The sequence below is a fragment of the Flavobacterium sp. TC780 genome (genome assembly GCF_056783245.1).
In genome coordinates, this window is sequence record NZ_JBXBAV010000023.1 from 1 (window position 1) to 1,034 (window position 1,034).

At 34.6% G+C, this 1,034-nt stretch carries 1 protein-coding gene; it reads left to right on the plus strand.

What is annotated here, in order from left to right; genetic code table 11:
- Positions 1-1,034 (plus strand): hypothetical protein (locus AC1RYN_RS02285; RefSeq protein WP_481805678.1); only part of this gene is annotated, 1,034 nt, incomplete at both ends.

Sequence of the window (1,034 nt, forward strand, 5' to 3'; positions counted from 1 at the left end):
CAAACGATCACAAGTATAACTTCAAATGGAAAAGGAGAGTATACGTATTTAAATGAGGAATTAAAACCAGTTATAATTAATGTAATAGGAGATGTAAAAGCAAATATTGCAGATTTATTAGCGGATCAGGCAGTAAAAGATGCCGTTAGCGCAGTTGCAGCCAAGACTGACGGAGTTGTAACTTATGATGCCGTAAATAAAGTTCTTGATTATACCGATAAAGCAGGAATTGCACAAAAGGTTGATTTAGATGCTATTGTTAAAAAGAATCAAACGATCACGAGTATAACTTCAAATGGAAAAGGAGAGTATACGTATTTAAATGAGGAATTAAAACCAGTTACCATTAATGTAATAGGAGATGTAAAAGCAAATATTGCAGACATCTTAGCGGATCAGGCAGTAAAAGATGCCGTTAGCGCAGTTGCAGCCAAGACTGACGGAGTTGTAACTTATGATGCCGTAAATAAAGTTCTTGATTATACCGATAAAGCAGGAATTGCACAAAAGGTTGATTTAGATGCTATTGTTAAAAAGAATCAAACGATCACGAGTATAACTTCAAATGGAAAAGGAGAGTATACGTATTTAAATGAGGAATTAAAACCAGTTATAATTAATGTAATAGGAGATGTAAAAGCAAATATTGCAGATTTATTAGCGGATCAGGCAGTAAAAGATGCGGTTAGCGCAGTTGCAGCCAAGACTGACGGAGTTGTAACTTATGATGCCGTAAATAAAGTTCTTGATTATACCGATAAAGCAGGAATTGCACAAAAGGTTGATTTAGATGCTATTGTTAAAAAGAATCAAACGATCACGAGTATAACTTCAAATGGAAAAGGAGAGTATACGTATTTAAATGAGGAATTAAAACCAGTTATAATTAATGTAATAGGAGATGTAAAAGCAAATATTGCAGATTTATTAGCGGATCAGGCAGTAAAAGATGCGGTTAGCGCAGTTGCAGCCAAGACTGACGGAGTTGTAACTTATGATGCCGTAAATAAAGTTCTTGATTATACCGATAAAGC